The 24,587-nt window shown below is 41.5% G+C and carries 20 protein-coding genes; 9 read left to right on the top strand and 11 right to left on the bottom strand.

Features of this window, described 5'->3' with window-relative positions:
- Window positions 1-79 precede the first annotated feature (79 nt).
- From LI82_RS12855 to LI82_RS00885, 4 genes are all read left to right on the top strand, one after another.
- Entirely contained in the window at window positions 80-193 is a 114-nt protein-coding gene (locus tag LI82_RS12855; RefSeq protein ID WP_135607304.1) for an alpha-hydroxy-acid oxidizing protein, read from the top strand.
- Between the two features lie 149 nt (window positions 194-342).
- Window positions 343-714 (top strand): VOC family protein, encoded by a 372-nt coding sequence (locus LI82_RS00895; protein ID WP_048193076.1) that lies wholly within the window; start codon window positions 343-345, stop codon window positions 712-714.
- A gap of 97 nt (window positions 715-811) precedes the next feature.
- Window positions 812-2,536 carry a 2-oxoacid:acceptor oxidoreductase subunit alpha gene (locus LI82_RS00890; protein WP_048193075.1) on the top strand — a complete coding sequence of 575 codons (1,725 nt, stop codon included), beginning with the start codon at window positions 812-814 and terminating at the stop codon, window positions 2,534-2,536.
- Between the two features lies 1 nt (window position 2,537).
- Entirely contained in the window at window positions 2,538-3,392 is an 855-nt protein-coding gene (locus LI82_RS00885; RefSeq protein WP_048193074.1) for a 2-oxoacid:ferredoxin oxidoreductase subunit beta, read from the top strand.
- 105 nt (window positions 3,393-3,497) lie between these two features.
- Here the strand turns inward: LI82_RS00885 and LI82_RS00880 are convergent, their stop codons facing one another.
- On the bottom strand, window positions 3,498-4,145 hold the full coding sequence (locus LI82_RS00880) for a LysE family transporter (protein ID WP_048193073.1): 648 nt from the start codon (window positions 4,143-4,145) through the stop codon (window positions 3,498-3,500).
- Window positions 4,146-4,247: 102 nt separating this feature from the next.
- Window positions 4,248-5,081: a hypothetical protein gene (locus LI82_RS00875; RefSeq protein WP_048193072.1), complete on the bottom strand. Its 834-nt coding sequence runs from the start codon at window positions 5,079-5,081 to the stop codon at window positions 4,248-4,250.
- 112 nt (window positions 5,082-5,193) lie between these two features.
- Here LI82_RS00875 and LI82_RS13525 point away from each other — a divergent pair, with 112 nt between their 5' ends.
- Together LI82_RS13525 and LI82_RS00870 are read left to right on the top strand one after the other, a co-directional pair.
- On the top strand, window positions 5,194-5,325 hold the full coding sequence (locus LI82_RS13525) for a hypothetical protein (protein WP_256360048.1): 132 nt from the start codon (window positions 5,194-5,196) through the stop codon (window positions 5,323-5,325).
- 151 nt (window positions 5,326-5,476) lie between these two features.
- Window positions 5,477-5,809 carry a carboxymuconolactone decarboxylase family protein gene (locus LI82_RS00870; RefSeq protein ID WP_048193071.1) on the top strand — a complete coding sequence of 111 codons (333 nt, stop codon included), beginning with the start codon at window positions 5,477-5,479 and terminating at the stop codon, window positions 5,807-5,809.
- Window positions 5,810-5,859: 50 nt separating this feature from the next.
- Here LI82_RS00870 and LI82_RS00865 read toward each other — a convergent pair whose 3' ends face one another.
- Entirely contained in the window at window positions 5,860-8,514 is a 2,655-nt protein-coding gene (locus LI82_RS00865) for a cation-translocating P-type ATPase (RefSeq protein WP_048193070.1), read from the bottom strand.
- Window positions 8,515-8,847: 333 nt separating this feature from the next.
- Here LI82_RS00865 and LI82_RS12305 point away from each other — a divergent pair, with 333 nt between their 5' ends.
- The 3 genes from LI82_RS12305 to LI82_RS12300 all read left to right on the top strand — a co-directional run bounded on the left by LI82_RS12305 (window position 8,848) and on the right by LI82_RS12300 (window position 14,571).
- Entirely contained in the window at window positions 8,848-9,831 is a 984-nt protein-coding gene (locus LI82_RS12305; RefSeq protein WP_081955696.1) for a PGF-pre-PGF domain-containing protein, read from the top strand.
- Window positions 9,832-10,086: 255 nt separating this feature from the next.
- On the top strand, window positions 10,087-10,578 hold the full coding sequence (locus LI82_RS00855) for a hypothetical protein (protein WP_135607303.1): 492 nt from the start codon (window positions 10,087-10,089) through the stop codon (window positions 10,576-10,578).
- Between the two features lie 192 nt (window positions 10,579-10,770).
- Entirely contained in the window at window positions 10,771-14,571 is a 3,801-nt protein-coding gene (locus LI82_RS12300) for a S8 family serine peptidase (RefSeq protein ID WP_052402640.1), read from the top strand.
- A 228-nt stretch (window positions 14,572-14,799) separates the two neighbouring features.
- Here the strand turns inward: LI82_RS12300 and LI82_RS00845 are convergent, their stop codons facing one another.
- The 8 genes from LI82_RS00845 to LI82_RS00810 form a co-directional block, all read right to left on the bottom strand.
- Window positions 14,800-15,621 (bottom strand): ATP-binding response regulator, encoded by an 822-nt coding sequence (locus LI82_RS00845; protein ID WP_048193068.1) that lies wholly within the window; start codon window positions 15,619-15,621, stop codon window positions 14,800-14,802.
- A 184-nt stretch (window positions 15,622-15,805) separates the two neighbouring features.
- Window positions 15,806-17,116, bottom strand: coding sequence for a TldD/PmbA family protein (locus tag LI82_RS00840; protein ID WP_048193067.1), 1,311 nt, complete (start codon window positions 17,114-17,116; stop codon window positions 15,806-15,808).
- 1 nt (window position 17,117) lies between these two features.
- Window positions 17,118-18,449, bottom strand: a complete 1,332-nt coding sequence (locus LI82_RS00835; protein WP_048193066.1) for a TldD/PmbA family protein — start codon at window positions 18,447-18,449, stop codon at window positions 17,118-17,120.
- Window positions 18,442-20,355, bottom strand: coding sequence for an ATP-dependent protease LonB (lonB, locus tag LI82_RS00830; RefSeq protein ID WP_048193065.1), 1,914 nt, complete (start codon window positions 20,353-20,355; stop codon window positions 18,442-18,444). The genes LI82_RS00835 and lonB overlap by 8 nt, the downstream gene beginning before the upstream one ends.
- A gap of 483 nt (window positions 20,356-20,838) precedes the next feature.
- The gene (locus LI82_RS00825; protein WP_048193116.1) at window positions 20,839-21,228 is read right to left on the bottom strand and encodes a 5-(carboxyamino)imidazole ribonucleotide mutase; all 390 of its coding nucleotides are present in this window, start codon (window positions 21,226-21,228) and stop codon (window positions 20,839-20,841) included.
- A gap of 11 nt (window positions 21,229-21,239) precedes the next feature.
- A complete protein-coding gene (locus tag LI82_RS00820) occupies window positions 21,240-21,527 on the bottom strand; it encodes a chorismate mutase (protein ID WP_048193064.1) in 288 nt (95 codons plus the stop codon).
- A 14-nt stretch (window positions 21,528-21,541) separates the two neighbouring features.
- On the bottom strand, window positions 21,542-22,405 hold the full coding sequence (locus LI82_RS00815; RefSeq protein ID WP_048193063.1) for a shikimate kinase: 864 nt from the start codon (window positions 22,403-22,405) through the stop codon (window positions 21,542-21,544).
- 50 nt (window positions 22,406-22,455) lie between these two features.
- Window positions 22,456-24,387 carry a hydantoinase/oxoprolinase N-terminal domain-containing protein gene (locus LI82_RS00810; RefSeq protein WP_048193062.1) on the bottom strand — a complete coding sequence of 644 codons (1,932 nt, stop codon included), beginning with the start codon at window positions 24,385-24,387 and terminating at the stop codon, window positions 22,456-22,458.
- Window positions 24,388-24,587: the final 200 nt, after the last annotated feature.

Below are 24,587 nucleotides of genomic sequence, written 5' to 3'. Positions count from 1 at the left end.
TGGGCACACAAAGCCCATTCACCACCTTTTTTCTTTGTTTCTTATCTATTTTCATTTCAATTTCTATATAGACCTTATCATGGAAGCCGGAGCTGATATAATAGTCATCTCAAACCATGGAGACCGTGTGCTTGGTTCCACTCCCGGTGTTGCTGAAGTGCTCCCGAGTATCGTTGAAGGATCGAGTACATGAAATCGGATATTGAAAAGGCTATGATCATGACGGCTTGCAATAGCCTTGAGGATATCAACAGGGATATTTTGTATGATTATTGAATGATATGTTCTCTACATAAAATTTAAATCAGTTCAAAGGCATATTCTATCTGGGAGTGATAATGTATGCCAACAATTGCACATTTTGACCTGCCAGTTGATGATCCTGAGCGGGCAAAGAAGTTCTACAGTGAGCTTTTTGGCTGGAATATAGAGAAAGTGGATGGGGCTTTTGATTATTATTTCATCGAGACCACAGACCTTGAAGGTCAACCAGGTCTTGGTGGGGGTATGGGGCCTCGTGGCAGTCCTGATCAGAGGATAACCAATTTCGTTGAAGTAACTTCGGTGGATGAGTACTGCGATCATGTGAAGGAACTCGGGGGTATGGTGCTACAACCAAAGATGCCCGTGCCAGGTTGGGGCTATCTTGCAGTTTGTATGGATACCGAGGCGAACACCTTCGGTTTATGGGAAGTAAATGAGAACGCAAAGTAAGGTCATATTTGATCCGGATCAGGGCTGTTGGTCAGCCTTCTAAGTTTTATCGAACCTGATCCTATCTGATCTACAATTGCACTAAAGGGGAAACAAAATGAGTACAGATCTTGTAATAAAAGTAGGCGGAGCCGCAGGTCAGGGTTTACAGACCATAGGTGTTGCACTGGCAAAGACCTTCAAGAAAAGCGGTTTCAATGTTTTTGCCACCCAGTTCTATCTTTCAAGAGTGAGAGGCGGACATAATACGTTCCAGGTACGTGTGAGCGATGAGCCTATCAGGGCAATGCCCGAGAAAGTGGATATCCTGATAGCTCTTGATGAAGAGTCCATTGAAGAGCAAATAGAAGAGATGACCGATGGTGTGATCATATTTGATAATGAAGTCATCAAGGTCAATGATGTCAAAGAGCCTTTTTTTCATGTCCCGATGCTGAAGATCGCAAAAGATGTCTGCGGGAACAAGATCTATTCCAATTCTGTCGCAAGTGGTGCTGCCCTTGGTCTGATGTGCTTTGAATTTGATTATCTTGCAAAGGTCCTAACTGAAGCTTTCAAGAAAAAAGGTGATGAGATCGTTGATAACAATATCAAGGCAGCACGTGCAGGTTATGATTATGCAAAGAAGAATTTTCCTTCAGACTGCAAGTTCTCTGTAAGTGAACCTTCGGACAAGGATGGAAGGATGCTTATCGCAGGAAACGATGCTGTGGGACTTGGAGCACTGGCTGCAGGAGTACAGTTCCTTGCAGCATATCCGATGACACCTTCTACAGGTGTCATGACCTATGTGGCTGCAAATGCTGATGATTTCAATGTCGTGGTCGAGCAGGCAGAAGACGAGATCGCTGCCCTGAACATGGTACTTGGTGCTTCCTTTGCCGGTGCAAGGGCAATGACAACAACCTCAGGCGGTGGATTTTGCCTGATGTCAGAAGCCTTAGGCCTTTCCGGTATCACAGAGACGCCTGCTGTTATATTCCTGTCCCAGCGTCCGGGGCCTGCTACCGGTCTTCCTACCATGACCGAGCAGGGTGATCTTCAGTTCGTGCTGACCGCAGCACAGGGGGAGTTCCCTCGCTGTGTATTGGCACCCGGGACACCTGATGATTGTTTCTACATGACAGCTGAAGCTTTCAACATTGCTGACAAGTACCAGATACCGGTCTTTATCATGAGCGACCAGTATCTTGCAGATTCACTTTTCACATGCCAGAGGTTTGATCCCTCGAAGGTGAAGGTGGAAAGGTATCTTATGTCTGATGAAGAACTGGCTGACACAGATGAATATAAGCGCTATGAAATAACACCAACAGGAGTCTCACCACGTGCGATACCAGGACAGGCAGGAAAAGTGGTCGTAGCTGATAGTGATGAACACAATGAATATGGTCATATTGACCAGACCATCGAGAACCGGATTCTTATGAATGAAAAGAGGATGAAAAAGCTCGATCTTTTGAGAGAGGATATGGAACCGCCACATCAGTATGGCCCTAAAGATGCCAGGATCACACTTGTTGGATGGGGTTCTACATACGGTCCTCTTATGGAAGTGGTCAATATTCTCATAAGCGAAGGTCATTCGGTGAACCATTTGCACTTCACTCATGTTTTCCCTCTGCCTTTAGAGGCTACCAAAAATATTCTTGGTAATTCAGAAACCATTGTCTGCGTGGAGAACAATGCAACGGGACAGTTTGCGAAGTTACTTGAATATGAAACTGACCTGCATGTTTCTGAAAATGTCCTTAGGTCTGATGGGAAACCATACAGTCCTGAATCTATAATACGTTCCATGAGGGAAAAGGGGTTGATCTGATATGGTCAGTGTGGAAGATTATGGTGAATTTGAAACGGAATGGTGTCCCGGTTGCGGGAACTTTATGATACTCAAGGCAGTCAAGCGTGCTCTTGCAGAGCTTGGCAAGTCGCCGGATGAAGTGTTGCTCACATCAGGTATTGGCCAGTCAAGCAAATTGCCACATTACCTGAAATGCAATGTCTTCAACGGACTTCATGGCAGGTCCCTGCCTCCTGCAATAGGAGCGAAGGTAGCTAACCATGAATTAACCGTACTTGCAGTTACAGGAGATGGTGATTGCTATGGGGAAGGTGGTAATCATTTCCTGCATAATGTAAGGAGAAACCCTAACATCACTCTGATTGTTCACGACAACCAGATATATGGTCTTACCAAAGGACAGGCTTCACCTACAAGTGAGCTCGGGATGAAGACAAAGGTACAGACGCATGGCGTGTTCAATACTCCGCTAAACCCATTGTCGCTTGCAATTTCCCTTGATTGTTCATTTGTAAGCAGGGGCTTTGCAGGTGATGTTGCTCATCTTACTGAGCTTATCAAAAAGGCTATCCAGCACAAGGGATTCTCCCTGGTGGATGTACTTCAGCCATGTATTTCCTTTAATAAGCTCAACACTTTCAGCTGGTATTCAGAAAGAGTATATAAGATGGAAGAAGGAGACCACAGTCCTGATGACAGGATAAAGGCTTTTGAAAGATCCATGGAATGGGGAGAAAGGATTCCTCTTGGTGTCTTTTATGTTAACGAAAAACCAACTTTCGAGGACCACCTTGATGTTCTTAAGTCCGGGACATTAGTAGGAAATAAAAGTGATCCTCAAAAAGTAGATGAACTGCTTGACAGGTTCATCTGACCTTTCTTTTTTATATATTTTTATTTCCTGTTCGGTAATTCTTGAATATTTAAATCTGTTATTCTTTTCAAACTCGATTTCCACATAATAGTAGTAATACCAATATCATAGCATTGCAGAGAGTTTGTTGTAGTTAAAGATGAACCAGATGCCGAAGATCATCATGAAACTTCCACAGAAGTAGAGCACTTTTGTGTGACTTCTTCTGGAGATGAAATCCTTTCCTCTTGATATGGATGATGATACTACAACAAGGTAACCAAGGTCTGCCAGCCAGTGACCGGCGACAAATGCAATTATAGCAATCGTTCCTATGAGGTATTCCTGAAGTATTATTGCACTGCCTGCTGTAAGCCACCAGAGCACATAAGTTGGATTAAGTGCGGAGGTAAGGATGCCCGCAAGGATCGGACTCTTCGATATCCTGACCTTACTGGCCGTTCCGGTGATGTCCATCGTTGAAACACTTTTTGCGGTTTTAAATATTATCAGTCCAAATAATATCATTATAATACCACCAACAATGGACATGTATGCAATGGTACTTCTTCCGATAAAGGATGAAATACCGCCAATTATCAGGAGTATTATGGATATCTCTACCAGTGAGTGTCCAAGGAAAATAAATGGTCCTGTGCGCCAGCCCTTTTCAAGTGATATTCCTATCGTGGCGAACATCATAGGTCCTGGAATAAGTGCAGCGGAAATGCCAATTGTAAATCCCAGGGCAAGTGCTTTGATAAGTTCTATCATAATATCGGGTACCTGATTATATGGTTCATTTATAAAAATGAACCTATATATAGACCTATGCCGCAGCACCCTTATATTTTTACTTCATGCCATAATATGTATTCAAAGTTTAACAGTCTTATCTCCTATAAGAATACGATATAAGCCAATTCCTGTTGCAACACACCATAGAAGAGGCCAGAGATGAGCAGATTCGACATTTGTTAAAACGAAAAGTATTGCAGTTATTATTAACAGTATTTTTCCCATTTTCACTCTTAATGTATCAAGAGATTTGCCAGTCATGTCGCCTTTGCTCTTCAGTTTCCGGGAATCAAGGATAGATGGAATGAATAATATTATCATGGAAAGTAAAGCAGTGATCTCTATCAATGTTATATCTTCAATTGCAGTAATGTTTCCCTTGAAGATGCTGAATACAGATATAAATAGCATAATAATTGATGCAACCAAATGCATCTTGTTTGGTGAAGATGCTTTGCTATCAATAAAAAATGCAGTAGCTGTTATTATTCCAAATATCCATGTCAGTTGATAGGTGAGAAATGCACTGAGTAGAAGCACAGATATTGTATCGAAGGGTCCTGCTTTTAAGCCGGTCGAACGATCTACTATGCGTAGTGTAAGCAGGAGCCACAATAAGGGTAATACTGGATGTATCCCAAAGACTACAACAGGAATAAATGAAAGGATAACAGGAACAAAGGCGGATATGTCGTGGTCAGGGTCAACTTCTCTTGAGATCGCCCAGACCAGAAATACGGATGTTCCTCCTGTTATGCCATACATTATTGAAATGATGGTGGTATTGCTTAGGCTTAAATGGAACAGTGAAGCAACTACCAGTACAATTACAATGATCCCTATTATCAGACGGTTGGTAGGATAGGTTGGATCAAGTGGACGATTGATGGATGTTATCCTGTTAATGTCCATACATAAGATGGTACGTTCTTAAATTTTAAAGTTTCTAAGGAGATGAAAATATATCAATATAAAAGACGAATGCCATCATTTTAAATAGTTTGGACTTCAAGAGATAAACCCTATGGCAATGTCTAAGAAGGATCTGGCAAGGAAGAGCGGAAAGAAGAAAGAAAAACTCGCTGAGCTTGAAAAGAAAGCAGCTGCTGGTGATGCATCTGCTAAGAAGAAGCTCGCAAAAGAGAAAAAGAAGTAAGTATTCTTATTTCTTTTTTCACTCTTTTTCACTACGATATTTCAAGAACATTTGAAGCGTTGCTTTTAAGTTTCTATAATTTTCATTCTTATTTTGTATATTGGCACAATACCAGTATGCTATTACAACTAAAACTAAGGTTTGGATCAAAATGAGAATGTTAGAAGAATTCTTCCCGGAATTTACGGAAAAGCTTGATGAGATCGACAAGTTGTATGCCGATAATAGAACCATTGATGAAAAGACATATCAGTTCATCTGTTTTGCTCTTTCCATCAAGGCAAGATCAAAACCCTGTGTGCTCAAACATTTCAAAGGTGCTCTTGAGGCCGGGGCTACTGTCAAGGAGCTATCGTACATATTTGCCCTTACAATGAGAGAGGCTGCAGGTGCTGATGATTGCTGGACACATGATGTCATTGGGGATTGGAAGGAGATCCTCAAAGGTAATGTTTCCTGTAGTTGCTGTGGCGATGAAGAATAACAAATTAGTTACTTTTGATTGATCAGTAAATCAATCAATCAATCAATCAATCAATTCATTTTTCTTTTCTTTTTCACATACTTCTCCAGTTCTATCAGGAAGAAGACCGAGCTTGCGGTAATTACTATTATCAGCCAGTCCATAGGGTCAATGGGGCTTGTTTTAAGGATCGTGTTCATTGTAGGGTTGTATGTAATGAAAACCTGAAGAGATACCACCAGTGCGATCCCCATCAGCATGAATTTATTAGAGAAAAGTTCTCTGAATACATTCTCATAGATGGACTTACAGTTGAAAAGATAGAATATCTCGAAGAAGACTATTGTGTTGAGTGCTATTGTCTGAGCAGTGTTGCTATCCCTGCCGTTCTTCATCATTTCAAAGAAGTATAGCAAAAATGTAGCAGTTACCATTAACAATGCTACGGTGACAATCCTTTGTTTTATAACTGGCAGAAGAAGTGGTTCATTTGGTTGCCTTGGGGGTCTGTTCAGGAGTTTCTTTTCCATCGGTTCCAGTGTGATAGGTACTCCCAGTCCCAATGCAGTGACCGTATTGATCCAGAGAATGTGTAGTGGTAGCAATGGTGGATTCTTTAGTCCAAGAATAACAGCTGCCAGCACTGCTAATCCTTCTGCTGCATTTGTGGGTAGTGTCCAGAGTATGACCTTCTGTATCTTGCTGTAGACATTCCTTCCTTCTTCTACTGCATTTACAATGGATGCAAAATTATCATCTGCAAGTACCATATCGGATGCATCCTTTGCCACTTCTGTACCTGACTTGCCCATGGCAACACCAATATCAGCATTCTCAAGTGCCGGAGCGTCGTTGATACCATCGCCTGTTACTGCTACGACCTCGCCCTCTTGTTTAAGCAGGCCAACAATTCTTGATTTATCCTCAGGAGATGTTCTTGCAAAGACAGATACAGTTTTTAGTGCTTCAGTAAGCTCTTCATCCGACATCCCCTGGATATCGCTTCCTGATAAAGCACCATCAGTTCGTATGCCGAGTTGCCTGGCAATTGTGTGACCGGTCAGTATATGGTCACCTGTTATCATTATCACCCGGATGCCGGCATTATTGCACTTGAAGATGGATCTTTTTACTTCTTCCCTTGGGGGATCAATCATTCCCTGGAGGCCAAGGAATATGAGGTCCTTTGTATCCTTCTCTTCGATCTCATCCTTTCCAGATTCTAATTTCCGGTATGCTGTTGCAATGACCCTGAGACCTTCAGATGCCATGTCCTCTGCAGCTGTAAGGAACTTTTCCGGGTCGATGGGTGACAGTTCTTTTCCACTGAACTGATGGCTGCAAAGTTCGATAAGTTTTTCAGGAGATCCCTTGACATATATCCAGCTATTTTTTTCTTCATCCTGATGCAATGTTGCCATAAACCTTTCTTCAGATTCGAAGGGGATGGTGTCAACTCTTTGCATGTAGAATTTTCCGGCTTTAGATGCAGATACAAGAAGTGCTCCTTCAGTGGGATCGCCATCTATCCCACCTTCTTCTCTCAGGTAAGCGTCATTACACAGTGCTCCGGCTTTGAGCGTTTCCATTAATGCGGGATGCTCAAGCGGATCGATTTTCTTCCCCTGAAGTTCGAAATCTCCTTCTGTTTTATATCCCACACCGGTCACATCGAACTTCCCTTCTAAAGTGTGGATATTCCTTACCGTCATTTCGTTCTTGGTAAGCGTACCGGTCTTGTCAGAACAGATTACTGTGGCCGAACCAAGGCTTTCAACAGCGGGCATTGTCCGGATTATTGCATTTTGGGATGCCATTCGCTTTATTCCGAATGCCAGGGAGATGGTAATGAGTGCAGGCAGTCCTTCAGGAATGGCTGCAACCGCCAGGCTCACAGAGGCGAAGAATATGTCCAGATTATCGAATCCCCTGAGCCTTCCGATAATAAATGTCAGTATTGCCAGTCCCAGGATCACAACAGCAAGTGTTTTTCCCATCTGGTCGATAGTCCTGACAAGAGGTGTTGAGATCTTCTTTGTTTTACTGATGAGTTCTGATATTTTTCCGATCTCACTTTCAGAACCCGTAGCAACCACAATTCCAAGACCGCTTCCCTGAGTTACCAGTGTGCCTCCAAATGCAATGTTCTTCTGCTCTGCAAGTGGAAGGCCTTTGGTCTCTATGGGATCGATGTTCTTCTCCACAGCTGTGGATTCACCGGTAAGCATGGATTCGTCTATACGAAGGTTCTTTGCGTACATCAGTCGCAGGTCTGCAGGGATCCTATCTCCTGCTTCCATTATTGCGATATCGCCTGCAACAAGTTCCCGGCTATGTATTATCATCCTTTGCCCGTCCCTTAGGATGCTTGTTTCGGGGACAAGCATCTTTGCAAGGGACTCAAGTGCATTTTCAGCTTTCCTTTCCTGAATGAAACCAATTACAGCATTGGCAAGGATAACACCGAGGATCACTGCCATATCTGCATATTCCTTGAGAATGAATGTGACAAGTGAGGCTGCAAGAAGTACATATATAAGTGGGCTTGCGAACTGTCTTGCAAATCGATGAAGAGAACTCTCTTTTTCTTTTACCTCAACTTCATTGAACCCATACTTTGAAAGTCGAATTTGTGCCTCTTCAGCAGTAATACCATCTTCATCGGTGTCCAGTAAGGTAAGAACCTCATCGACAGGAACACGATACCATTTGATCTCCCCACTCATAGGTAATCATGTGTAATTGTAGGATGATATTCTTTTTGGTTTTTTGATGGAAAGGATTTACTTTTTTGGAAGTGATTTTCTTTATTTAATTATTTTGAAGACTTTGAATTCATATTAATTTGAATTTATATCTTTTGAGAAATGGTGCTGTGCATATTGATATTGTTTCAAAATTATTTTTTATGAAAGGATATATATGGTTTTAATAACATAGATTTAATTGGCAAGACTACATCTATCCAAAGTTGCAAGAATGTAGGGTGGGAACTTCTTTATTAATATGGGGGGAGTGTTGAGTTGCATTATAAAGCCATTTGGTTTTACTTTGTCTTAATGATCGCAACATTTTTTTTGTCTTTGTCAGTAGGTATTGCTACGGCTGAAGCCTTTGAGAACATAGATGAAAAAGATGCCAGAGCAATATATGTGCTGAGGGACCTTGAAAGATCATTTACGTTCAGGAATGAAGCCCTTGACATCACTTATATAAATATAACAACAGATTTGAATGTGGGTAATGTAGAGGCAATAGTGGAATCTCTGAAATCGACCTCTTCAATGGTATCAACTCCTCCGGAAGGAAATGTTTATAAGAACATCAATATCTGGGTTGGTGATAGTAAGCTTAAGTACAGGCTGATAACTTCGGAGGTAGGATTCAGGGTGAATCGTACCTGGCTGGAAGATAACAATGTTTCTGATCAGTCTGTAAAACTAACTATTTATCGCAGTGGTAACTGGAATACTCTACCCACAGAAAAGATAGATGAGGATGGTGAGTACGTCTACTATGAGGCGAATACCTCAGGTGATCTGCGTACACACTTTGCAATAGTTGAATATTTGGGAAATGAACAAGTTTCATTGGATGCCGGCGAAGGATCTGTTGCTGAGGAAAATCTGGATCTCTATTCTGTAAATAGGGAATCTGAATTAGATTTGGAAGGTAATGGAGACATTGGTGAAAGTGGATCAGGAGAAGCAACTCTCTCGGATGTAAATATGTTGTTGTTTGCAATACCTATACTTATGGTGCTTGTAGTGTTATCTACTTCATATGTTGGAATGACAAAAGGGGATCATATCAAAGTGAGGGATGGGTCTGCTAACTTTTTTGATGAGATAAAAGTTACAGAAGAATCTGATTCGGAAACTGCTTCAGATAGTACAAATGTGCAGGAAAGATCTGATAAGTCTGCCGAAAGAATACCTCATGTTCAGGTAAATGAAGTACAGCCAGTTGATATTAAACAAAAGCTCAAAAAGATGGAAGAATCGGGAATTCTCTCGGATGTACTTCATAAGGGCAAAAAATAAATCAGAGCTATATGCTCCAATTTTCTACCAAAGATCAGTGTATTTATCAATCAAAATTAGTATGTCTCTTTTGATGAATCTTGGTAATTTTAAAAACAACTAAAAAACGTCTGCTTATTTTCACTGGTAAAGGTGAAGTTCATTAAATATTATATATGACTTTGTCATTATAGAAATAAATTAACTAAAATTATAGCTTTATAATATTGCAAGACTGTATGGTAGGTACGTCTTTGTTAATATAAGAGGGTTAAATTGCAAAGAAAAACGATTTGTTTCTTGATTATTTTTTTAGTGGTGGCAATGTTATTCCCGATCTTAGCATCTGCTTCAGGATCATCACTGCCAAAAAATACTACTGGAAATAGTTTTGATCATAGCAGCAGTTACAGTTCTGCTACTTCTAATGATGGAAGATATATTTTGCTTAAAGCTGCACAATTCAATACGGAAGAGGATGTTTTTGTTTCCAGTCTGACATCTACAGAAAGCATTTCTTTATCAGGGTCCGGTGAATATTATATCGTTCAGTTCAGTGGATCTATACTTGAGGAGTGGAAACAGGATTTAAGGGATACTGGTGCAACTATTTTTGATTATGTTCCAAACAATGCCTTTATTGTAAGCATGAACTCCTCAGTGAAAGCAGAGGTTGAGAGTCTGGATTCTGTACAATGGATTGGTCTTTATTACCCATCATACAGAATAAGCCCTTCCTTATCCTCGATTTCAAGTGAGTTCGATTAGATAGAGATACTTGTTATTCTCTTCCATGCAGAGGATAATGGGCGTATTTTAAATGAGATCATCGGACTGGGTGGTGAAATTGTTGATAATTCAGGGGATATAATAAGGGTCAGGATCGACGTTACAAAAATATCAGATATTGCAGCTATCAAAGGAGTTAGCTGGATAGAAGAATACCACCACCCTGTTTTATTGAACGATATTGCAGCTGGTATAATCAACGTTCCTTATGTTCAGGATACACATGGATTGAATGGAAGCGGTCAGGTCATAGCAGTGGCAGACACTGGCTTGGATACAGGTTTTAATGATGGCGCAATGCATGATGATCTTGAAGGACGGATCGATGCATTGATAGATCTCTCTGGTAATGGTGCAGCAGACATTTTCAGTGGACACGGAACTCATGTTGCAGGATCTGTCCTTGGAAATGGTTCAAACTCTAATGGCCAATTCAAGGGGATGGCACCAGAAGCACATCTTGTTTTTCAGGCGGTTGAAGACCAATATGAACGTCTTAGTGGAATTCCTACACATCTTTCAAGCCTTTTTCAGCAAGCATATGATCGAAATGCAAGAATTCATACAAATAGTTGGGGATCTTCGGACCATGGTCAATATACCTCTTATTCACAGGATGTTGATCTTTTCACATGGGAGCATCCGGATATGTTGATCTTGTTTTCTGCTGGTAATGATGGTGTTGATTCAAACTCTGATGGAGTAATAGACCTTGATTCTATAGGATCCCCTGCAACAGCAAAAAATTGTCTTGCAATAGGTGCATCCGAGAACTACAGGCCGGATATGTCTGATACATATGGTGACAGAAAGTCATTTCTTTGGGCTACTGAACCAATATACAGTGACAAAATGGCAGATCATAGCGAAGGAATTGCAGCATTCAGCAGTAGGGGTCCTACTGATGATGGGCGTATCAAACCTGATGTAGTAGCACCTGGAACATATATCATATCGACTAGGTCAAGCGTGGCAACTGGACAATTGTGGGGGGATTATGATCCTTATTACCGTTATAGTGGTGGCACAAGTATGTCTACCCCGATAGTTGCGGGTTCTGCTGCACTTGTAAGGCAATATTATGTAGAATATGAAAACATAGCACCCTCTGCAGCCTTACTTAAAGCTACAATAATAAACGGTGCTTATGATATGGCTCCCGGCCAATATGATGGTGTACAGGAGATACAAGTGCATCCTGATGCAGCGCAAGGATGGGGCCGTGTGGATATCGTGGAATCACTTTTTCCAACGTTTCCTCGCAAAATATATTTCAATGATACTTCCAGTACAGTCAGCTTAAATACATCTGAATCCTGGGATATTAATTATTACGTTGGTAGCAGCTCTGTCCCCCTCAAAATAACGCTCGTTTGGACTGATTATCCTGGATCTATAAATGCTGCAGTTGAGTTAACCAATAATTTAGATCTAGTGGTAAGAAGTCCTTATGATACCTATTTAGGAAATGGGGGGAGCCAGCCCGATGCTATAAACAATGTAGAACAGGTTGAATTGTTATCTCCAGATACTGGCTGGTATACGATAACAGTGAATGGAACAAACGTCCCACAAGGACCACAGCCATTTGCAATTGTTATGTCCGGAGTATTTGGTAATGATTCTATTGCTCCTTCCAGCATAAGCGATCTTAATGCTCTACCCAGTGAAACCTGGATCAACTGGAGCTGGACAAATCCTTCTGATACTGATTTTGATCATGTAGAACTTTATTTTGATGGAGTTTTAAAGTTGAACAGCAGTTCAACTTATTATAATGCTACACACCTCACTGCAAACACAAGTTATGAATTAAGCACAAGGAGTGTCGATTATTTTGGTAATATCAATTCCAGTTGGATCAATTCCAGTGTGAACACCACTGCCGATATCACTGCTCCTTCCAGTATAACAGGTCTTTTTGGCACTCCTGGGGAAACCTGGATCAACTGGAGCTGGACCAATCCTTCTGATCCGGACTTTTCTCATGTAGAACTTTATCTTAATGGAGTTTTAAAGTTGAACAGCAGTTCAACTTATTATAATGCTACATATCTCACTGCAAACACAAGTTATGAATTAAGCATCAGGACCGTTGATAATGTCGGTAACATCAATGGCAATTGGATAAACTCTACTGTAAGCAACGACATCACTGCTCCTTCCAGTATAACAGGTCTTGGTTTCACTTCCGGAGAATCGTGGATCAACTGGAGCTGGTCCAATCCTTCTGATCCGGATTTTTCTCATGTTGAGGTCTACCTTGATGATATTTTCAAATTGAACACTAGTTCAACTTATTATAATGCTACACATCTTGCTGCAATTACCAGTTATGAATTGAGCACCAGGACCGTTGATAACGTCGGTAACATCAATGGCAATTGGATAAATTCCAGTACAAGTACCACTGCTGATACCACTGCTCCGTCCAGTATAACAGGTCTTGTTGACACTTCTGGAGAATCGTGGATCAACTGGAGCTGGACTAATCCTTCTGATTCAGATTTTGATCATGTAGAACTTTATTTTGATGGAGTTTTAAAGTTGAACAGCAGTTCAACTTATTATAATGCTACATATCTCACTGCAAACACAAGTTATGAATTAAGCACCAGGACCGTTGATAGTGTCGGTAACATCAATGGCAATTGGATAAATTCCAGTACAAGTACCACTGCCGATACCACTGCTCCTTCCAGTATAACAGATCTTGGTTTTACTTCTGGAGAATCGTGGATCAACTGGAGCTGGACCAATCCTTCTGATCCGGACTTTTCTCATGTTGAGATCTACCTTAATGATATTTTCAAATTGAACACTAGTTCAACCTTCTATAATGCTACTGGTCTTAATTCTGGTACCATTTACAAGTTTAGTACAAGGACTGTTGATAGCGTCGGTAACATCAATGGCAATTGGATAAATTCCAGTACAAGTACCACTGCCGATACCACTGCTCCGTCCAGTATAACAGATCTTGGTTTTACTTCTGGAAAATCGTGGATCAACTGGAGCTGGACCAATCCTTCTGATCCGGACTTTTCTCATGTTGAGATCTACCTTAATGATATTTTCAAATTGAACACTAGTTCAACCTTCTATAATGCTACTGGTCTTAATTCTGGTACTAGCTATAAGTTTAGTTCAAGGACTGTTGATAACGTCGGTAACATCAATGGCAATTGGATAAATTCAACGAGTACAACCTCCTCGCAAAGTTCTGTTGTTTCAACATCCCGCAGTAGCTCTTCTGGGGGTGGAAGCACTGCCACAAGCGAAGATTTCGAGAACATAGCTGTGAAAGAAGTTTCCTCTAAATTTGTTGTTATTAATCAGGAGGTGCCTTTTACATTTACAAATGATGAAATCGACATAACTTACATTAATATATCAACAAGTGTAACCGTAGGTGAAGTAAAGGCAATTGTAGAATCTCTTAAATCATTTTCATCTTTAGTATCAAAACCAGCAGAAGGAATGATATATCAGAATATTAATATCTGGGTGGGCAATGCTGGTTTGAAGTCTCATCTCATAATCTCAAATGTGGGTTTTAGGGTTGACAAGTCATGGCTTATTGGGAGTGGTGTTTCAGAACACTCTATGAAATTGACTATTTATCAAAACGGTAACTGGTATATTTTGCCAACGGAAAAGGTTGCTGAGGATCAAATATACGTTTATTATGAGGCATCTACTTCAGGTGATTTACTCTCACCTTTTGCAATAGTAGGGTATATGGGGAGTGAATCCATTTCAGCAAATGCCGGGAAAACTGTTGTTGAAGGGGATAAAAATCCTGATTCTGTGGGGAGCAATCAAACATTAGACTCTTCAGAAAATGGTAGTAGTGGTGCAATATATGAACCTAATGAAAAAAACATTGCAGTTCCGAGCATGAGCTTTTTACTCTGTGGATTATTTATATTTGTGTTAATATCCTTCTTCTACATTTTTTCCAGACGATGAAGATGATCAGAATAATTTGTATTACATTTTACGATTCTACATTTTTTCTGGAAAATTAAGCTCACCTAGCTGATATTGAACAAAAGATCAAAAAATAAAAAATCAGAAAACTTTTTAATACTTTAATAAAAACCATAACTGGCTATAAATTATATTTTACAAAAAAGGTAATTTTATATGCCTATAATCTATTAAAATATAAGCGGCAAAAAAGTCCTTGATCCAGACTTAATTTTCCGAATCCATACCTTTTTTGTAGATAAGATTCTCGATCCTTTTCCGATCTGAAATATCGCAGAAACTTATCAGAACACCTATCAATTTGTCGTTCTCGCCTTTAATGGGTGATCCGATGATATCGACAGGGATTCTTGTGTTGTTCTTTGTAACCAGAAGTGTCTGGCTTGCAAGCCCATAGAACATGCCTTCGCGAATAACTTTCTCAACGGGATCCTCAGCGGCTTTACCGGTTTCTTCACTTTCGACATAGAATATGTCCTTTAATGGCTTTCCAAGTACATCATCTTGCTTCCAGCCGGTAAGTGCTTCTGAAAAAGGGTTCATGAACTTAATGTAACCATCCTGGTCAGTAGCGATCATTGCATCGCCGGTGTTGTTTAGTATTGCAGTAAGCCATTTCTGACTTTCCTTTAATTTACTTTCCATCTCATGCTTGTAAAGAGCGATCTCGATGTTGGTGCGAAGTTCACTTTCCTCGAAGGGTTTGAGTATATAACCAAAAGGTTCTGTCAACTTTGCTCTTTGCATAATGGTTTCATCGGCATAAGCAGTGATGTAGACAAGAGGTATTTCGTAGTCGATATGGATATGGTTTGCAGCTTCCACACCGTCCATTCCATCCTTTAACATAATGTCCATCAGAACAAGGTCCGGTAAATTCTGTTGTGAATTTTCCAGGATCTTAAGGGCTTCCCTGCCACTGTATGCTGGAACTATATCATAATCGTATGATAGGTATGCAGTAAGCAATTCGACATTATCAGGTTCATCGTCGACTACAAGTATTTTGGTTCTACCATTCTCAGCCATATTAACACCTAATGGACAGGGTTTCGGATTCAAAATCATTAATGTTCATACGATCACTGTTATAATACATCGGTTTTCAGTAAGCGATTTATATTTGAACCTTTCAATCATTATTGTAATGAACAATATATAATCATTACTATTTTATGATTTAGTTATGATGAATATCGCTATTCTTGCTTTTTTATCCTACAATGCTCATATTTGATATTCTCAGTGATGGTGCAATTGTTCCACCAACTTTGCGAACATCGGCTCCAGCACCGGTTATATTATTGAGCATTTCAAAGATATTGCCTGAAAGCATAAGGGACTTGATAGGTTTGCCTATTTGTCCATCCTTTATTGTGAAGGCGTTCCTGGCTTCTACTGAGAAGTCTCCTGAAATAGCATTTGCAGTATGGGCACCTATAACCGTGTTGATAAAGACACCTTCTTCAGTTTCAGCTATTACGTCACTTTGAGGGTAATCTATGATCAGATTACGTGAACCTACTGAAGGCGTAGAAGCATAGGAGTGGCGTGTACCATTTCCTGTACTGCTGGTATCATCCTTTCCTGCAGTATAGTTATCATAGAGGTAGGACCTGAAAATACCTTTATCGATGATCTCTGTGCGCTGGGATGGGGTTCCTTCTTCATCGGAGATGGATGTTTCAATACCAGCATGAAGGGTACCATCGTCTACTATTGTGAGCTCTGATGTGGCAATTTCTTCATCGATCTTGCCTATCAGTGATGACCTTCCCTTTTGTACATTATCGGCATCAAGGGATGGTTCAAACGTATTTCCAAGGATGTCGGAAAATGCGAATGGATGAAGTATAACATTCGTTTTCTGAGGCTCAATGGATATGCCGTTCTGTGATCTGATGGCAAGATCTGAAGCATTTTTACCTATGTTGAACGTATCAATGTCAAGGAAACGTGATACCTCAAAATCATAGGCTGTGGAGATGTCTCCTTCTGTTGTGATTACATCTACGAAACCGGAGACTCCGGTACCTTCATCAATTACCTCAACACCGTTGGTGTTCATTATCATTTGTTTGCTGATAGTTGTGGAGAAACTCCCTGAGGTCGTGTTAATGTTTGGTATTGACAACGCACCATTGATCATTTCACCTGTCAGTGAAATACACTCGTCCAGCCCAAGCTCCTCTATCTTTTTGTCAAAGGTTCCTGAAACTTTCGGATATTTTGAATTTGAAGGCAGTGATCTCCAGTCCGGATCGCTTTCTCTTATTTTTGCAGAAGCTACAGCTACTTTTACAGTTTCATCAATACTTTCCACGATATTTGTGCTTGCAAAACCTACTGCACCGTTGACAATAGTTCGAATTCCAATACCCTGACTGCTTCTGTCTTTTGCGGATTCGATCGTGTTCTTCTTTATATCTGCAGTTATGGACCGGCTGTGTATGATAAAAACTTCAGCTTCATCGGCACCCAGTTGTTCAGCTATTTTCAGTGTTTTTTCAGCAAGGTCGAACATTTCAGGCACCTCCTACAAGTGCTTTTGAAATTGATATGTGTGGTGAACCATCCGAGACCGGTGCAAGCTGACCGCCTTTACCACATCTTCCCGAATGCATCTTAAGGTCGTTTCCGACAAGTGTGACATTATTAAGGATCTCAAGTGTTTTGCCGGAAAGGGATACATCGCGAAGCAATGTGGTCACTTCCCCATTCTCTATAAGATAACCTTTTTCGGCATTGAACTGGAATATCCCTTCACCTGTATTGACCTGACCGCCACGTGAGCCGGTAAGGTACATGCCGTCTCTGACATCTTCCAGCATCTCGTCAAAATTGGAATCGCCATTGTCAATGTAAGTATTGCTCATCCTTACGATAGGTTCAGAATATCCCTGTGCACGACAGTTCCCGGGTTCTCCACCAAGGGCTGCTGCAGTTTCCCTTGAGTGTATGTATGAGTTTAAGATACCATCTTTTATGATGGTGGTCTTTGAGGACGTGACCCCTTCAGAATCAAAGGGGTAGTACCCGTATTCATGAATGGTAGGGTCATCGATTATGTTAATAAGTGGTGAAGCGATCTGTTCTCCGATGCGTCCTTCAAGTATGGAGCTTCCTTCAAGTACGAGGTCTGCTTCAGATGCATGCCCGACGGCTTCATGGGCAAACACGCCTGCAAGTTCCGGGTCGAGTATAACGGGAAGTGTTCCGCCTTTTGCCTGTTTTGCACCAAGTAGCTCCACAGCAGTTCTTCCTGCGGATTCGGCGAGAGCAAAGACATCGTTCTTCTCAAAAAGTTCATAGCCGGAAACTCCGAAACGGCTTTCCCTGCCTACCTGGTAGGCTCCGCCTTCGCTGGCAACTGCACTGATAGCGAATCCGGTCCTTATAAGATCGTATTCACAATCAATACCTTCGGAATTGATGTATTGCACTTTGACAGAAGCTTCAGAATAAACTGCAGAGGTGCTGCTAATTCCATCTATCCTTGCATGACTGTCTATGTCTTTTAACAACTGGACCTTATCTTCGATTGGAATATCCTTTGGATCAATAGTTGCAACCGGGAGGTCTTTAACTAAAGGTTCTTCCGTGGATTTGAGCTCAACCTTGTCTTTTGGGGAGATGTTGTTCATCTGCTGTGCAAGCTCTGAAGCCGAACTGATGGCATCTTTAATATCAAAGTTCCCCTCAGCTGTAGTAAATCCCCAGGATCCTCCGCATAATGCGCGAACTCCACATCCCCTGCTGTAATTTACCGAGATCTCTTCTATATTGCCATTATCAAGGACGATCGAGGTAGATGTACCATCGATCACCCTGGCGTCGTAAAAACAAACTTCAGACATTGTCGCTACCTGTGGTCTGTTCACTTTCAGTCATCTTAATAGCATTCATTTCTGTCAGCTTCCTGAGTTTCTTAATAATGCCTGCTTTGTCTTCACCTACAAGACTATGTTCGATGACCTCTGCAATTGTTGTTACAGGTATGATCTCAACCATATCTCTATAGTTCTCCTCGATAAGGACATCGGCTTCGTTGGATTTTGGAATAATTACCTTCTTGATGCCTGCCTGTGCTGCAGCTTCTATCTTGTAGGTAGCACCGCCTATTGGCAGTACGTCTCCTCTGACAGAAAGAGAGCCTGTCATTGCAACGGTCTGGTCGATAGGGATGTTTTCCATTGCAGATATAACAGCAGTTGCAATTGATATTGATGCACTGTCTCCTTCAACACCTTCATAGGTTCCAATGAACTGGATATGAATGTCGTTATTGATCACGTTCTCTCCGGTTACGTTCTTGATGACCGCTGAAACGTTCTGCACAGCTTCCTTTGCTATATCTTTCAGCATACCAGTGGCAATAACGTGTCCTTGGCCAGTAGATTGTGTCGGTGTTACTTCTGCCATGATCGGAAGCACAATGCCGGAATCTCCGCCCATTACCGCAAGTCCGTTGACCCTGCCGACAGCTGCTCCGACCTTGGTAAAGAGCTGGTAGTCCTTACGCCTTTCAAGATAGCTGTCTGCGAGTTGTTGCTCAATTGAACGTGCGATTTTCTTAGCTGCAAGAACATGCTTTGCAGTTGTGATCTCTGCGTTCTCGGAGTGAGCAATGTCACCGGCAACCCTGATAAGTCCTCCAAGGTCACGGAACTTAAGGGTAAGATGGCCTTTTCTTCCTGCTCTTCTTCTTGCTTCCCTGATCACTTCATTTACCGCATCTTTATCAAATGAAGGGATGTGTCCATCTCGTGCAACTTCCTGTGCTACAAAGCGGACAAGTGTCTTCCTGTTCTCAAGAGTATCTTCCATTGAATCTCTCATGAAGACCTCGTATCCATATCCCTTGATACGTGAGCGCAGTGCAGGATGCATCTTTTCCATGGCATCGAGGTTACCTGCTGCTACCATGATGAAGTCACATGGGACTGGTTCTGTCTTTACAAGTGCACCGGAACTGCGTTCGGACTGACCTGTAATAGCATATTCCTTCTCCTGTAATGCTGTGAGGAGGCTTTGCTGTGATTCAAGTTTTAATGTGTTGATCTCGTCAATGAAAAGCACACCTTTGTGTGACTTGTGGATGTCTCCGCTCTCAACCCTGTCGTGGGATGGTGTTTCAAGTCCGCCTGACTGGAACGGGTCGTGTCTGACATCTCCAAGGAGTGCACCAGCGTGTGTTCCTGTTGCATCGATGTATGGTGCGTGGTCTTTCTGGTAATTTGAAACGATGAGCTTTGGTATCATCATTTCTTCTTTTGGCATGAACTGTCTTGTCAACATAAGTATCATGATAGCTGCAATGATACCCCAGAGCAACTGACCAACATAGAATGAATACATCACAATACCAAATACAAGGAACATCATCAGCATATTGCGTGACTGTGCTTTCTTGCGTGATTCCATCTTATGGGCTAACACGATCTCCCTGCCTTTACCGGCAGGCACTTCCCTGATCTTTGGATTGTTATTGTCCTCAAGATTAGGATATGTCATTATATCTTCAAGTTCTTCCTTTGGCAAAAGTTCAGCCATTGCCTTTGCGAGCATTGATTTTCCGGTACCAGGTGTACCTATCATCATTACATGACGCCTTTGGCTAGCTGCTTTCTTTACAACTTCAACGGCGTGGTCCTGCCCGATGACCTGATCGATCAGTAATTCAGGTACATCTATTGAATTTGTAGTGTTAAAATCTTCACCGAATAGTTCGGCTTCTTCATTAGGAGTCATTTCGTTGTCCATGGTTAACTCACATTTTAACAGTATGATATGCAGATTAACAGTATGATATGCAGATTAACAGTATGATATGTAGATATTCACAGCAAATATGCACTAATGTAATTGTTTCGAGAATTTTTCTATATTATAGTAGAGGCATTCAACTAAATATATTTAACTATTTCAGTCCGGTCTGAAAGCTATGGCTCGATATGTTTTTAGTTGGTTTTGTATGCTCGATAAAAGTAATTTGTTTGCCTAAAATTATGCTGGATCTTTTGGGAATCATGTACCTCAATGAAATATCGTTTCGTGACAAAAATAAAATAAAATATATGCAAAAATAATATGAAATATATGCAAAATAATAGAATCCATTAAAGAATATTTAGGGACAAATGATTGCTTTTCTAATCTATTTCTTTTCCCTTTAATTCCTTTTAAAATAGAGTTTCATTATATTTCATTAATTTTTGTTGTAGTTATTAACTTTGATTGAATTGATCATTCAATAAGATCGAGGATCCTTATTGCAAGTTTTGCAGCATTTGCACCGTTATCGATACCAACGCTGGCAACAGGTACTCCTGGTGGCATCTGTACAACTGAGAGCAATGCATCAAGTCCGCCAAGCTTTGCACTGACAGGTACGCCGATAACAGGTTTCATTGTCTTGGAAGCAATGACTCCCGGAAGTGCAGCGGATAGTCCTGCAATAGCAATGTAGACCTTTGCATCACTGCCGGCGATGTGATCTTCAAGTTTATCAGGGTCTCTGTGTGCGGAAATAACATTTACTTCAAAGGAGTATTTTGTTTCTTCCAATACTTTTGTAACACGGTTTGCAATTGCGTGATCTGATTCAGAGCCCATTAATACTGAAATATCTACCATTTTTATCTCCATTAGGGGAGGTTCCCTTCCCCACTAAGTTCATGTTGGCGCTCAATGCTCATCCTGATAAGGATCTCAAAGATCTCTTTGACAGCGCCGGAATCAAGGTTTTTTTCGGTTGCAATGTTAGCAGCTCTGTCAAGAACAACATGGTTTTGCGTATCATCATTGATAGCTCTGTGTTCTTGCCTTTTGCTTTCCAACACATCATTTGCAAGATCGGTGCGTTCCGCGATCAGTTTTATGATCTCGTTATCGATCCTCTCGATCTTGCTGCGAACTTCATCTATTGCGGTCATGTTTACCCACGAAATTAAAGTTTTATTAAACCTTCATTATTAATCTTGGTATTTATCACTTTTCCGGTAGTGCCACACTCTTCCCATATCTTTATAAGTTCGTTTGCCATATTTTTATCAACAAGTGCAGAATATGCGGGACCTGTGCCCGATAAACTAACTCCTTTTACGCCGATCTTCAGGGCTTCCATCATTATATCAGTACTGAACCCAAGTGCTCCGCAATAGAGGAATCCGTTAAGCGTCATGGCTTTTTCATATTCCTCTTCAAGTGCAAGCTCATAAGCCATATCGACCCAGGGTGCGATAAGCTCAGAGTTATGAACATTGGTCTGTGAACTGAAAGATTGCCTGTCGGGTGCAAAGATAATTACATCCATCTCTTTCTCGGTGCGTTTGATAAGTTCGTTCTTCCTGTTGTCCGTAACAACGATCCCGCCAAAAAAAGAGGCACAAGCATCATCAAGAGCACCTGTGATAGTAACGCCTGCATCCTTTGCTGCCCTTACTCCAAGATGTACTGCATCCATGGGTTCCATTGTCTCGCCAATGGCATCAAGGGTTGCAAGAATGGTTGCATTTGCAGCCGCACTGCTGCTTTTCAGTCCGCTTGCCAGCGGCACTTCACTGCTTGTGTGGACAGTGCCTCCCATCTCAATATCAAAATGCTCAAGGACAAGTTCCACTGACCTTTCGATCAGTGTAGTGTCACCCTGCGGCACATTTTCAATAGTGCCGCTTATTTTTGAGCTGTTGTTTGTAAGTTCAACATCTGCAAAGGTCTTCAGGTCAACTCCGAAAGCTGCTCCTTTCCATGTTGCAATTGCATTAATGATGGTTCCTGCACCGAGTGCATAGGCATGTCCTGTTAGTGTCATATCAAATTCCCGAGACTAGAATACGGGATGTTGATATTTAAGGGTATGACTTACTTCTTCAATTCAGCAATACCCAGGAAAGCATACTTCGTCTCCAGTGGAATTCCTGTATTTAACGGATTGATCACCTTTTTGGTAACTTCGATGTTGATATTACCATCTTCAAGTTCTGCATCTCGCATGTAATCCATTACCAGCTTGTTGCCAAGTTCTTCTGCATAGACCACTGCTTCATCGTAGTTGCTCATCTCATCCTTTCCAAGAGGGGAGAAAACAGATATAGAGGTTGGCTTGAGGTTGTATTTGGATTCACCGAAGGTGACCCTGATAAGGATCTCTATTCTTTTCACACCTTTTCCTGCAAGAGCCCCAACTGCATTTCCTACTTCCGCATGTTCAGGTAGCAGTATCTTTGCATCCACGAACTTCTTGATTTCTTCGGTATATGCACGGACAGGTCCACCGAGGAGTACTACCGGGACATCGGCTTTGAATCCGGCGAAGAAGTCCCCGTCAAGACCTTTCTCTATCTCTTTTGCATCCACGGTTTCCATCAGGTAGGAAAGGAGATTTAATGCCATGTTCTTTGCTACTTTCTTTTTGATCTCAAGGCAGAGATCCTTTACTTCCATATCTGCAAAGATGCACATTTGTTCTGCACCGAGGATCGATGCTTCGGTATTCCATTCGTTGTAATCTCCAAGCACATGCAATGCATCGGTAGGTGTGAATCCGATGGTCTGTATAAGTCTTTTCTGTATCAGGCTGTCAAGAAGCATTGGGGAAGGCAGTATTCTTCTTTCCAGGTATATTTCACTGACAGCAAGTGGTTCGTCCCCGATCCTGTTTAGAAGTTCCTCTTCCCTTTGGGTCAGTTCTATAGGTTTTTGTTCTGTCCTGATAAAGAACTTCGTTGGCTGGACGTTCTCACTAAGCTTTAGTCTTGAAATTGATTGTCCCTGTTTCAGCTTCTTGATGATCCTTGGATATTTTGTAGCTGCAACACACAGTGGAACCACCCTTCTTGGCCCGATACTGAGCACATGGTTCATGACCCATACATGACTGTCTCCGCCCATTGCAGAGGTTTCCATCTTAATGGCTTCTACTTTGGTCTGCCACCCTCCTACAATGGCACCAGTATCAGATATCTGTGGTAATCCGTTGACCGTCAGGGAAACATCGGTGCTTGTGCCGCCTACATCGATCACCACGCAGCTTGGTTCCTTTGACAGGTAAGCTGCACCCACAAGGCTGGCGGCAGGTCCTGTAAATATTGATTCTATAGGATGTTTGAGGGCTTCATTCATTCCTACGATGGAGCCATCACATTTCAACATCATGAGTTTTGCATTTATTCCACGGCGCTCAACCTCAGAAGCGACTGTTTTCATGAACTGGTTGGCAATTGGAAGCAACTGGGCGTTCAGGAATGCTGTTATCCCTCTGTCATATGCACCCAGTGACTGGGATAGCTCGTGTCCGCAGATCACAGGCATTCCGGTAATCTCTGTGATGACTTCTTTTACCTTAAGTTCATGTTCGGGATTTCTCACACTGAAATAAGATGAAACGGCAAATGCTGATACTTTGTTCTTTACAGCCTCGACGAACTCTTCGACCGAATCAAGGTCTAACGGTTCGACCTCATTGCCGCCGGAGCTGTGTCCTCCATTCACAGAGATGTAGTACTTAATTGCCGAATTCTTTGGGGTGTCTGTTTTTCCTACAAGAATAAGTCCCACGGGATAGCCGGTCTTTTCCAGAATTGTGTTGGTTGCCAGGGTGGTGGATACTGATACAAGTTTGACCTGTTTTAGAATGGATTGGTCAAGTCCGTCAAAAGCGTTCTGTATGCCTGGCAAAAGGTCAGGATAGGTAGTCCTTGCTTTTGTAGAATCAATGATCTTTCCGTCCGCGTCGCTGATGAGAACGGCGTCGGTGTAAGTTCCTCCTGCATCAATACCAAGACTATATTTCATGATCTTATTCCTTTATTGTGAATTTATTTTTTGTTTTTTAATGTGGTCTGCTTGCCAGTACCACATAAAGCTTAGCTTCCACGTGTTAATCAATATTAGAATCGTTAGTCAGCTAAGTAGCTGATAATTACTACTATATGAACATTCGGATTTTGTTATGGACTTTAAGAAGTTCGATGTTACTCGAACTTGCTTAATGT

The organism is Methanococcoides methylutens (genome assembly GCF_000765475.1).
Taxonomy (GTDB): Archaea; Halobacteriota; Methanosarcinia; order Methanosarcinales; family Methanosarcinaceae; genus Methanococcoides; species Methanococcoides methylutens.
This window is presented reverse-complemented; position numbering and strand designations above follow the sequence as displayed.

Excerpts from the sequence above, each read along its gene's own strand:
- LI82_RS00890 (WP_048193075.1), top strand. The coding sequence starts at position 812 with ATGAGTACAGATCTTGTAATAAAAGTAGGCGGAGCCGCAGGTCAGGGT.
- LI82_RS00880 (WP_048193073.1), bottom strand. The coding sequence starts at position 4,145 with ATGATAGAACTTATCAAAGCACTTGCCCTGGGATTTACAATTGGCATT.
- LI82_RS00840 (WP_048193067.1), bottom strand. The coding sequence starts at position 17,116 with ATGTTCGACCTTGCTGAAAAAACACTGAAAATAGCTGAACAACTGGGT.
- LI82_RS00810 (WP_048193062.1), bottom strand. The coding sequence starts at position 24,387 with ATGAAATATAGTCTTGGTATTGATGCAGGAGGAACTTACACCGACGCC.
- LI82_RS12855 (WP_135607304.1), top strand. The coding sequence starts at position 80 with ATGGAAGCCGGAGCTGATATAATAGTCATCTCAAACCATGGAGACCGT.
- LI82_RS00820 (WP_048193064.1), bottom strand. The coding sequence starts at position 21,527 with ATGACCGCAATAGATGAAGTTCGCAGCAAGATCGAGAGGATCGATAAC.
- LI82_RS00825 (WP_048193116.1), bottom strand. The coding sequence starts at position 21,228 with ATGGTAGATATTTCAGTATTAATGGGCTCTGAATCAGATCACGCAATT.
- LI82_RS13525 (WP_256360048.1), top strand. The coding sequence starts at position 5,194 with ATGGCAATGTCTAAGAAGGATCTGGCAAGGAAGAGCGGAAAGAAGAAA.
- LI82_RS00865 (WP_048193070.1), bottom strand. The coding sequence starts at position 8,514 with ATGAGTGGGGAGATCAAATGGTATCGTGTTCCTGTCGATGAGGTTCTT.
- LI82_RS00815 (WP_048193063.1), bottom strand. The coding sequence starts at position 22,405 with ATGACACTAACAGGACATGCCTATGCACTCGGTGCAGGAACCATCATT.
- lonB (WP_048193065.1), bottom strand. The coding sequence starts at position 20,355 with ATGGACAACGAAATGACTCCTAATGAAGAAGCCGAACTATTCGGTGAA.
- LI82_RS00885 (WP_048193074.1), top strand. The coding sequence starts at position 2,538 with ATGGTCAGTGTGGAAGATTATGGTGAATTTGAAACGGAATGGTGTCCC.
- LI82_RS00870 (WP_048193071.1), top strand. The coding sequence starts at position 5,477 with ATGAGAATGTTAGAAGAATTCTTCCCGGAATTTACGGAAAAGCTTGAT.
- LI82_RS00835 (WP_048193066.1), bottom strand. The coding sequence starts at position 18,449 with ATGTCTGAAGTTTGTTTTTACGACGCCAGGGTGATCGATGGTACATCT.
- LI82_RS00895 (WP_048193076.1), top strand. The coding sequence starts at position 343 with ATGCCAACAATTGCACATTTTGACCTGCCAGTTGATGATCCTGAGCGG.
- LI82_RS00845 (WP_048193068.1), bottom strand. The coding sequence starts at position 15,621 with ATGGCTGAGAATGGTAGAACCAAAATACTTGTAGTCGACGATGAACCT.
- LI82_RS12305 (WP_081955696.1), top strand. The coding sequence starts at position 8,848 with ATGATCGCAACATTTTTTTTGTCTTTGTCAGTAGGTATTGCTACGGCT.
- LI82_RS00875 (WP_048193072.1), bottom strand. The coding sequence starts at position 5,081 with ATGGACATTAACAGGATAACATCCATCAATCGTCCACTTGATCCAACC.